Origin of the sequence: Pseudocitrobacter cyperus, assembly GCF_039889165.1 — a bacterium.
In the GTDB taxonomy this organism is placed as follows: Bacteria; Pseudomonadota; Gammaproteobacteria; order Enterobacterales; family Enterobacteriaceae; genus Pseudocitrobacter; species Pseudocitrobacter cyperus.
In genome coordinates, this window is sequence record NZ_JAYMYY010000021.1 from 1 (window position 1) to 1928 (window position 1928).

At 50.9% G+C, this 1928-nt stretch carries 2 pseudogenes; one reads left to right on the forward strand and one right to left on the reverse strand.

The window, feature by feature from the left end:
- Nucleotides 1-664, reverse strand: a pseudogene (locus VSR74_RS23135) (DDE-type integrase/transposase/recombinase); the annotation flags it as partial.
- Between the two features lie 66 nt (nucleotides 665-730).
- Here VSR74_RS23135 and VSR74_RS23140 point away from each other — a divergent pair.
- Nucleotides 731-1711, forward strand: a pseudogene (locus VSR74_RS23140) (IS110 family RNA-guided transposase).
- The last annotated feature ends 217 nt before the right edge of the window (nucleotides 1712-1928 follow it).

Here is a 1928-nt window from a genome sequence, read left to right on the forward strand (position 1 = left end):
TCGTCACACCGTGTTCATACGCCCATTTATCCAGACTTTTCGAGATAAACTCGCTGCCGTTATCTGTCTGAATACGTACCGGTAGACGCTTATCCAGCTCCCGCAGCGCTTCCATTATCCGGACCACATCTTCACCCTTCAATGATTTTCCGGCATGGATCGCCGGGCATTCCCGACTAACAATTATCCACTACAGTCAGCGCCCGGAAGCGCCGTCCATTAAACAGACTATCTGACACGAAATCCATACTCCAGCACTGATCGATGTACGTCAGGGTAGGACGCTGCTGACGGTGTGCTGCACTCTCGTCGCAGCAGGACGTGGATGCGCGGACAGCCGTAGCGTATTCGTGTTTCCGCAATTTCCCTGATGCGCAGTGTTATTGCCCAATCGTCACGCCGACTCTGCCAGTGGTAGACAGTTCTGCCCTGCATCAGCAACCCACATCCCGACGGTCGCTGATACGATATGCCTCTCGCAGGAAATGTACCGCCTGGCGCTTCTGAGCCGGCCTCAGAACTTTTGCTTCAGTACCTCCTGCAGCATCTCCTTGTCCAGACTCAGATCAGCCACCAGTTTTTTCAGCCGCTGTTTTTCATCCTCCAGTTGCCGCAGACGCCGCAGCTCGGTCAGGCCCAGACCGGCAAATTTTTTCTTCCAGTTAATGGGATGGACTACCTCCTCCCTCTGCGGTTAACTGTACGAAATACGTTCAGCAGGAGAACCATCATGAATATCGTATTTCTGGGTATTGATCTGGCTAAAAATGTCTTTCAGCTCTGCGGGTTAAACCAGGCCGGTGAGCCGGTTTATTCAAAACGTATTGGCCGAAAAGAATGACTCCAGACGGTGGCGAATATTCCGGCCTGTCTGATTGGTGTCGAAGCATCCACAGGGGCATTTTACTGGCAGCGTGAGTTTGAAAAACTGGGGCATAACGTTAAGGTCATCAGCCCCCAGTATGTAAAACCCTTTGTCCGAGCACAAAAAAATGGCGGTAATGATGCACAGGCCATCGCAGTGGCTCTGATGCAACCGACAATGCAGTTCGTGCCGCCAAAAAGCCCGGAACAGCAGGATATCCAGGCTTTGCACCGGGCAAGGCAGCGTATTGTTAATCACCGCACTGCGACCGTTTGTCGAATCAGGGGACTGCTGCTTGATCGGGGAATAACTATCGGCGCGGCAGTTTCAAGAGTTCGTCGTGCCGTTCCGCTGATCCCTGAGGATGAAGAAAACGGGTTAAGTGCCCGTATGCGCAGAACGATTGCGGAACTCTATGATCTCTTTGACGATCTCGGTCGTCGTATAAACTTTTTTGATAAAGAAATAGAGGCGGTGTTCAGGCAATCAGAAGCCTGCCAGCGTATCGCTAAAGTTAAAGGCATTGGCCCTAAAACGGCCACGGCCGTTGTTGCTGCTATTGGCAAAGGAACTGAATTTAAGAATGGCCGTCACTTTGCTGCATGGCTTGGTCTGGTTCCACGCCAGCACTCGAGTGGCGACAGACAGGTGCTAATGAATAATGGTGCCCGTGCTGTCGTCAGGGTTGCCACGAACAATAATGATGGCTATCTGAATTAGTGGGTTAACCAGTTGAAAGAACGTCGCGGATTTAATAAAACGACCGTGGCGGTCGCTAACAAAAATGCGAGAATAATCTGGTCGATGCTGAGAAATGATACAGAATATCAGGCAGTGGGAAGTTAATACCCTGCCAGCAAAGTTGCAGCGTACTGAGAAATAGTGACAGGTTGCACCTGCACAATCGGAACCTGATTTTTATACTGGCCTCAGAGGCCGTCCAGTTGTTGAGGCGATTGTGTGCGGATTACCCATTTGGGCACAGGTTTTCCTGATGCCGGATAGATGTAAGCAACAACCCAAAACCAGAATCAGCGCTTGCAAAACGGAGGTAGTCCATAGA